This window comes from Streptomyces sp. NBC_01546 (assembly GCF_045208355.1).
In the GTDB taxonomy this organism is placed as follows: domain Bacteria; phylum Actinomycetota; class Actinomycetes; order Streptomycetales; family Streptomycetaceae; genus Streptomyces.
The window spans coordinates 1,965,076-1,973,361 of sequence record NZ_CP109379.1 but is presented as its reverse complement, the minus strand read 5'-3'; the positions used below and the strand labels follow the sequence as shown (position 1 = coordinate 1,973,361).

General features: G+C 74.9%; 1 protein-coding gene and 1 pseudogene. Both read left to right on the top strand.

What is annotated here, in order from left to right:
- Positions 1-5 precede the first annotated feature (5 nt).
- Positions 6-3,296, top strand: a pseudogene (locus OHA89_RS09220) (type I polyketide synthase); the annotation flags it as partial.
- Between the two features lie 70 nt (positions 3,297-3,366).
- A complete protein-coding gene (locus OHA89_RS09215) occupies positions 3,367-8,286 on the top strand; it encodes a type I polyketide synthase (protein WP_406365860.1) in 4,920 nt (1,639 codons plus the stop codon).

Here is an 8,286-nt window from a genome sequence, read left to right as displayed (position 1 = left end):
AGCGGGCCACATCCGACCTGCGCGACGCCCGCCGCCGCCTCGCCGAGGCCGAGCGCCGGCCCGGACGCCACGGCGACCCGGTCGTGATCGTCGGCATGGGCTGCCGGTACCCGGGCGGCGTGACGACCCCGGAGGAGTTGTGGCGGCTCGTCGCCGACGGCGTGGACGCCATCGGCGGCTTCCCGGCCGACCGCGGGTGGGACCCGGAGGTCTACGACCCCGAGCCGGGCACCCCCGGGAAGACGTACGCGCAGGAGGGCGGATTCCTCTACGACGCCGCCGAGTTCGACCCGGTGTTCTTCGGGATCAGCCCCAACGAGGCGCTGATGACGGACCCTCAGCAGCGGCTGCTGCTCGAGGTGTCCTGGGAGGCGATCGAGCGGGCCGGCATCGATCCCACCACCCTCAAGGGCAGTGCGACCGGGGTGTTCGCGGGCGTGATGTACCACGACTACGCCCTGGGCCGGGAGCCCGGGAGCACCACCGCGGGCAGCGTGGTCTCCGGCCGGGTCGCCTACACGCTGGGCCTCGAGGGCCCGGCCGTGAGCGTGGACACGGCCTGCTCCTCCTCCCTGGTCGCCCTGCACATGGCGGCCCAGGCGCTGCGGTCGGGGGAGTGTGACCTGGCGCTGGCCGGCGGGGTCACGGTGATGTCCACCCCCGACATGTTCGTCTACTTCAGCACCCAGCAGGGGCTGGCCGCCGACGGCCGCTCGAAGTCCTTCGCCTCCTCGGCGGACGGCGTAGCGTGCTCGGAGGGCGCGGGCGTCCTGCTGCTGGAGCGGCTCTCGGACGCGCGGCGCAACGGGCATCCCGTCCTCGGCATCGTCCGCGGCTCGGCGCTGAACCAGGACGGCGCCTCCAACGGTCTGACCGCCCCGAACGGTCCCGCCCAGCAGCGCGTGATCCGCAGGGCCCTCGCCGATGCCGGTCTGTCGGCGGCCGAGGTCGACGCCGTGGAGGCGCACGGCACCGGCACCACCCTCGGCGACCCGATCGAGGCCCAGGCCCTGCTGGAGACGTACGGACAGGAACGCTCCGAGGGGCAGCCGCTGTACCTGGGGTCCATCAAGTCGAACATGGGGCACAGCCAGGCGGCGGCGGGTGTCGCGGGCGTCATCAAGATGGTGATGGCCATGCGGCACGGAGTACTGCCGCCCACCCTGCACGTGGACGAGCCCTCGGACCAGGTGGACTGGTCGGCCGGAGCGGTGGAACTGCTCACCGAGGCGCGTCCCTGGGTGGCATCCGGTGCGGTGCGGCGCGCCGGGGTGTCCTCGTTCGGCATCAGCGGGACCAACGCCCACGTGATCATCGAGGAGGCGCCGGAGGGCGCCCAGGAGGCGGCTGTGCGGGCCGGACTCCCCGTGACTCCCTGGGTGTTGTCGGCCAAGTCCCAGCAGGCGCTCGCCGCTCGGGCGGAGCGCCTGCTGGGCCGGGTCACGGCGGAGCCCGATGCCGATGCGGCGGACATCGGGCTCTCCCTGGCCGTCTCGCGCACCCTCTTCGCCCACCGCGCCGTGCTCGTGGGCGACCCCGGGAGCGGGCTCGCCGCCCTCGCGGCGGGCGAGGACCACCCCGGGGTGGTCACCGGCTGCATCCGGCGCGGCGGCCGGACGGCGTTCCTGTTCACCGGCCAGGGCGCCCAACGGCTTGGCATGGGGCGGGAGTTGTACGAAGCCTTCCCGGCGTTCGCGGAGGCATTCGACGCGGCGTGCGCGGAGATCGACCCGCACCTCGGGCGGTCGCTGCGGGATGTGGTGTGGGGTGAGGACCCGGAGGCGCTGAACGCGACCGCCCTCACCCAGCCCGCCCTGTTCGCCCTCGAAGTCGCCCTGTTCCGGCTGGTGGAGACCTGGGGAATCACGCCCGACCTCGTCGCCGGTCACTCGATCGGCGAGCTGGCAGCCGCGCACGTGGCCGGGGTGCTGTCCCTGGCGGACGCGGCCCGGCTGGTCGTCGCCCGCGGCCGGCTGATGCAGGAACTCCCGGCCGGTGGCGCCATGCTCGCCATCCAGGCGACCGAGAGCGAGGTGCTGCCGCAGCTCACCGACGGCGTCGGCATCGCTGCCGTCAACGGGCCCGAGTCCGTGGTCGTCTCAGGTGCGGAGGCAGCCGTCCTGGCGGTCGGCGAGCACTTCTCCGCGGCCGGTCGAAAGACCAGCCGGCTCGCCGTGTCCCACGCCTTCCACTCCTCCCTGATGGATCCGATGCTGGACGAACTCCGTTCCATCGCACTGGAGTTGACGTACGCAGAGCCGCGTATCGCGGCCGTCTCCACGGTGACCGCCGACCGCGCGGGCGCCGACTGGCAGTCCCCCGAATACTGGATCTCCCAGGTCCGCGAGGCCGTCCGCTTCGCCGACGCCGTCCGCGCGCTGGAGCACGAGGGCGTGACCCGGTTCCTGGAGATCGGCCCCGACGGGATCCTGACCGGTCTCGCCAGTCAGAGCCTCGAGAGCGAGGATTCCGCGCACGCGGTGCTCGTACCGGCCCTGCGCAGGAACCGTCCCGAGCCCGAGGCGCTGATCACGGCCCTGGCCCAGCTCCACGCGGACGGCGTGCGCGTGAACTGGGAGGCGTACTACGCGGGCACCGGGGCCCGGCTCGTCGACCTGCCCACCTATCCCTTCCAGCGCGCCCGCTACTGGGTCGACGCCGCCGGTTCCTCCGGCGGCCCGATCCCCCTGGCCCCGGCCGGCCACGAGGTCCCCTCGGCCGCGGAGTCCCGGGAGGCCGCCGAGGCGCTGCGGGCCGAGCTCGACGGGGTGGGCGCCGCCGAGGGCGCGCGGGTCCTGCTGGCACTGGTGCGGACACATGTCGCGACGGTTCTCGGGTACCCCTCCAGCGCCGCCGTGGAAGCCGATCTCGCCTTCCGCGACATGGGATTCGATTCGCTGGCCGCCGTGGAACTGCGCAAGCGGCTCACCGCCGCGAGCGGATGCGATCTGCCCGCCACCCTGATCTTCGACTACCCGACGCCCCGGGCCGCCGCCGCCTTCCTCGGCGAGCGGATGGCGGCCGAGCCCGCCGGCGGTGACCCGGCCGCGGCCGCGCTGGCCGAACTCGACCGCATCGAGGCCGTGCTCGCCGGGTTCCCCGCCTCCGGCGGCGACACCGAGGTCATCGGCGCCCGCGCGGATGCCATCACCGCCCGGCTGGAGGCCGTCGTACGCCGCTGGCGCGACGCCCGGGGCGGTGCCGCCGCAGGACCGGCGGAGGACGGCCCCGACTTCGAAACGGTCACCGACGAGGAGCTGTTCGACGTGCTCGACAGCGAATTCGGCATCTCCTAGTGCTGTGACCCGGTGAACCTTTCCGGTCACAGCACTAGCCAGCGATCAGCTCTAGATTGGTTGAGGTTCGATGAGCAACGACGAGAAGCTCCGGGACTATCTCAAGCGGGCCACCACGGAACTCCAGCGCACCCGGCGCCAGTTGCGGGAGGCCGAGGAGCAGCAGCACGAGCCCGTCGCCATCGTCGCGATGGGATGCCGCTTCCCGGGCGGTATCGCCTCCCCCGATGACCTCTGGCAGCTGGTGGACTCCGGCCGGGACGCCGTCTCGCTCTTCCCGGACGGCCGCGGCTGGGACATGGACGCCCTCTACGACCCGGAGCCGGGCACGCCCGGGAAGACGTACTGCCGGGAAGGCGGCTTCCTGCACGACGCGGGCGAGTTCGACGCCGACTTCTTCAAGATCAGCCCGCGCGAGGCCCGCGACACCGACCCGCAGCAGCGGCTGCTGCTGGAGGTGTCCTGGGAGGCGATCGAGCGGGCCGGCATCGACCCCACCTCGCTCAAGGGCAGCCGGACCGGCGTGTTCGCCGGTGTGGTGTACCACGACTATCCGGGCGGCGGCGGGACCGGCGGTCTGGCCAGCGTCGCCTCCGGGCGCGTGGCGTACTCCCTGGGCCTGGAGGGCCCCGCCGTCACCGTGGACACCGCCTGCTCCTCCTCCCTCGTCGCCCTCCACCTCGCCGTCCAGTCCGTACGGACCGGCGAGTGCACGCTGGCCCTCGCCGGCGGGGTGACCGTGATGGCGAGCCCGGACTCCTTCGTCGGCTTCAGCCAGGACCGGGGCCTGGCCCCCGACGGCCGCTGCAAGTCCTTCGCGGCGGCAGCCGACGGCACCACCTGGTCCGAGGGCGCGGGCATGGTCCTCGTCGAGCGGCTCTCCGAGGCCCGCCGCCTCGGCCACCCGGTCCTGGCCGTCATCCGCGGCTCGGCGATGAACTCCGACGGCGCCTCCAACGGCCTCACCGCCCCCAACGGGCCCTCCCAGCAGCGGGTCATCCAGCAGGCGCTCGCCTCCGGGCGGCTGACCGCCGCCGACGTGGACGCCGTGGAGGCGCACGGCACCGGAACCACCCTCGGCGACCCCATCGAGGCACAGGCCCTCATCGCCGCCTACGGCCGGGAGCGGCCCGCCGACCAGCCGCTGTGGCTGGGATCGTTCAAGTCGAACATCGGCCACGCCCAGGCCGCCGCCGGGATCGGCGGAGTCATCAAGATGGTGCTGGCCATGCACCACGGAGTGCTGCCGCGGACCCTGCACGTCGACGCGCCGAGTCCCAACGTCGACTGGAGCGCGGGAAGCGTACGGCTGCTGACCGAGCCGATCGCCTGGCCCGACCGCGGCCGGGCCAAGCGCGCCGGGGTGTCGTCGTTCGGTCTCAGCGGTACGAACGTCCACGTCATCGTGGAGGAGGCGCCGAGCCCCGAGGCCCCGAACCCCGAGGCGCCGGCACCCGAGGCGGCGGCATCCGACAGCTCGGTCCAGGACGTCTCCCGCCACCTGCCGTTCCTCGTATCGGCCCGGAGGCCGGAGGCCCTCGGCGCGCAGGCGGCCCGCCTCGCCGACCACGTGGACGCCCACCCGCTCCACCCCCTCGCCGACACCGCCTGGTCCCTCGCCACCACCCGCGCCGCGCTCGAACACCGCGCCGTGGTCGTCGCCGGCAGCCGCACCGACCTGACCCGGTCCCTGCGCGCGCTCGCCGCCGACCCCGACCTGCCCGCACCCGGCACCGTCACCGGCGCCGCCCGGCCCGACGCCCTGTCGGCCGTCCTGTTCACCGGCCAGGGCGCCCAGCGGCCCGGCATGGGGCGTGAACTGCACGCCGCCCACCCGGTGTTCGCGCACGCCTTCGACGAGGCGGTCGCCGCCCTCGACGCACACCTCGACACCCCCCTGCGCGACACCATGTGGGGCGAGGACGGCGAACCGCTCGCCGACACCGGCCGCGCCCAACCCGCCCTCTTCGCCTTCGAAGTGGCCCTGTACCGGCTCATCGAGTCCTGGGGCATCCGCCCCGACTTCCTCGCCGGCCACTCCATCGGCGAACTGGCCGCCGCCCACGTCAGCGGAGTCCTCACGCTTCCCGACGCCGCCCGGCTGGTCGCCGCCCGCGGCCGGCTGATGCGCGACCTCCCGCAGGGCGGCGCGATGGTCGCGCTGGAGGCGACCGAGGACGAGGTGGAGCCGCTGCTCACCGCGACCACCGGGATCGCCGCGCTCAACGGGCCTCGCGCCGTGGTGGTTTCGGGCGACGAGACCGGCGCCCTGGCCATCGCCGAACACTTCAACGCCCTGGGGCGCAAGACCAAGCGGCTCGCCGTCTCGCACGCCTTCCACTCGCCGCTGATGGAGCCGATGCTCGCCGGGTTCCGCGCCGTCGCCGAGACGATCGCCTACGGAACCGCCCGGATACCCATCGTCTCCACCGTCACCGGAGAGCTCGCCGGCGCGGACGACCTGGCCTCCGCCGACTACTGGGTACGCCACGTCCGCGCGAGCGTCCGCTTCGCCGACGCCGTCCGGCTGCTCGCGGACAAGGGCGTCCACACCTTCCTGGAACTGGGCCCCGACGCCGCGCTCACCCCGCTCGGTCCCGACTGCCTCGGTGAAGGTACGGAAGGAGCGGATGGGCCGGTGTTCACCGCCGCCCTGCGCCGCGGCCGCCCCGAGGACCGCGAGCTGGCCGGCGCCGTGGCCCTCGCCCACACCCGCGGTGTCCACGTCGACTGGGCCGCCTACTTCGAGGCTGCGGCCGGGCCCCGCCCGCACCGCGTGGACCTGCCCACCTACGCTTTCCAGCGAAGGAACTACTGGGCGCAGCAGCCCGATCCGCAGGCCACCACCGGGTCCGCCGGCGACCCCGGGGAGTCGCAGTTCTGGGACGCCGTCGAGCGCGAGGACTCCGCGGGACTCGCCGAGCGGCTCGGCCTCGACCCCGCCGCCCTCGCCCCCGTCCTGCCCGCGCTCACCACCTGGCGGGCCGGCCGCCGCGAGACCGCCGCCGTGGACGCGCTGCGCTACCGCGTCGCCTGGGCGCCGGTCGCCGACCCCACGCCCGCCGCCCCGCTCGACGGCGACTGGCTCGTCCTCCACACCGCCGGCCAGCGCCCCCTGGCCGCTCTGCTGGCCGACGCGCTCACCACGCGCGGCGCGGCGCCCGTACTGCGGGAGACCGGCGGCGCCCGGCGCCCCGTACTCCCGGAGGCCCTCCCGGCGGCCCCCGCCGGGGTGCTGAGCCTGCTCGCGCTGGACGACACCCCGCACCCGGAGCACCCCGCGCTCTCCCAGGGCCTCGCGGACACCGTCGCCCTGCTCCAGGAGCTGGCCGAGCGGGAATCCACCGCCCCCGTGTGGTGTCTCACCCAAGGGGCGGTGGCCACGGACGACGCCGACCTGGTGTCCCGGCCCGCACAGACGGCCGTCTGGGGCCTCGGGGCGGCCCTGGCCCTGGAGACTCCGGGCACCTGGGGCGGCCTCGTCGACCTCCCGGCCGACGCCGAGGCGGAACCGGCCGACACCGTCGCCGGCGCCGCGGCCGAACGGGTCGCGCTGCGCGTGTGCGACACCCTCTCCGGAGCCACCGGAGAGGACCAGGTCGCCGTCCGCCCCGAAGGCACGTACGCCCGCCGCATGGTGCGCCCCGCGCACCCCGACCCGGCGGGACCGTGGCGGCCGCGCGGCACGGTCCTGGTCACCGGCGGCACCGGCGGACTCGGCGCGCACGTCGCCCGGATGCTCGCCGCCGACGGCGCGGACCACGTCGTCCTCGTCGGCCGCCGCGGACCGGACACCCCCGGCGCCCGCGAACTGGCCGACGAAATACGCGAGTCGGGCGTACAGGTCTCCGTCGAGACCTGTGACATCGCCGACCGCGAAGCCGTACGCACCCTCCTCGCCGGACTCCCGGACCTCACCGCCGTCATCCACGCGGCCGGACTCCCGCAGCGCATCGCCCCCCTGACCGAACTGACCCTCGCGGACCTCGCCGAGGTGGCCTCCGCCAAGGTCCTCGGCGCCCGGCACCTCGACGAACTCCTCGCGGACACCCCGCTGGACGCCTTCGTCCTCTTCTCCTCCGGCGCCGCCGTATGGGGCAGCGCCGGACAGTCCGCCTACGGCAGCGCCAACGCCTGCCTCGACGGCCTCGCCGCCCACCGCCGCGCCCGCGGCCTCGCCGCCACCTCCGTGGCCTGGGGTTCCTGGGACGGCGGCATGGTCGACGCCGAACTGGCCGCCGTCATGCGGCGCATCGGAGCACCCGCGATGCGCCCCGAACGGGCCGTCGGCGCGCTGCGCCGCATCCTGGCGGGCGGCGCCCCGCACGCCGTGGTCGCCGAGTTCGACTGGGAACGCTTCGCGCCCACCTACGCACTCGCCCGCCCGCGCCCGCTCCTCGACGCACTGCCCGAGGCGCGGGCCGCCCTCGACACCGACCCGGCACCGGGCGGCGGCGGAGCGGGCACCGGCCTCGCGGACACCCTGGCCGGGCTGCCCCAGGCCGCGCAGCGGGCGGCCCTCCTCGACCTGGTCCGTACGCACGTGGCCGCCCTGCTCGGCTACGAGGACCCGGCCGAGGTCCCCGCCGACCGCGGCTTCACCGACCTCGGCTTCGACTCCGTCGCCGCCGTCGACCTGCGGACGAGGCTGGTCGCGGCCACCGGCCGCCCCCTGCCCACCAGCATGGTCTACGACCACCCCGGCCCGGGGGCGCTCGCGGCCCACCTGTGGTCCGAGCTCTGCCAGGACGCCGGAGCCGGTGAACTGCCCGTACTCGCCCAGCTGGACCGCCTCGAAGAGACCGCGGCGACCCTCGCCGCCGAGGAGATCGAGGCCACCCGCATCACCGCCCGCCTGCAGAGCCTGCTGGCACGGCTGACCGGAACCCTCGAAGCGACGACCGGCGCGCAGGCCGTGGGCGACCAGCTCGAATCCGCCTCCGCCGCCGACGTCTTCGCCTTCATCGACAAGGAACTCGGCCTCACCTGA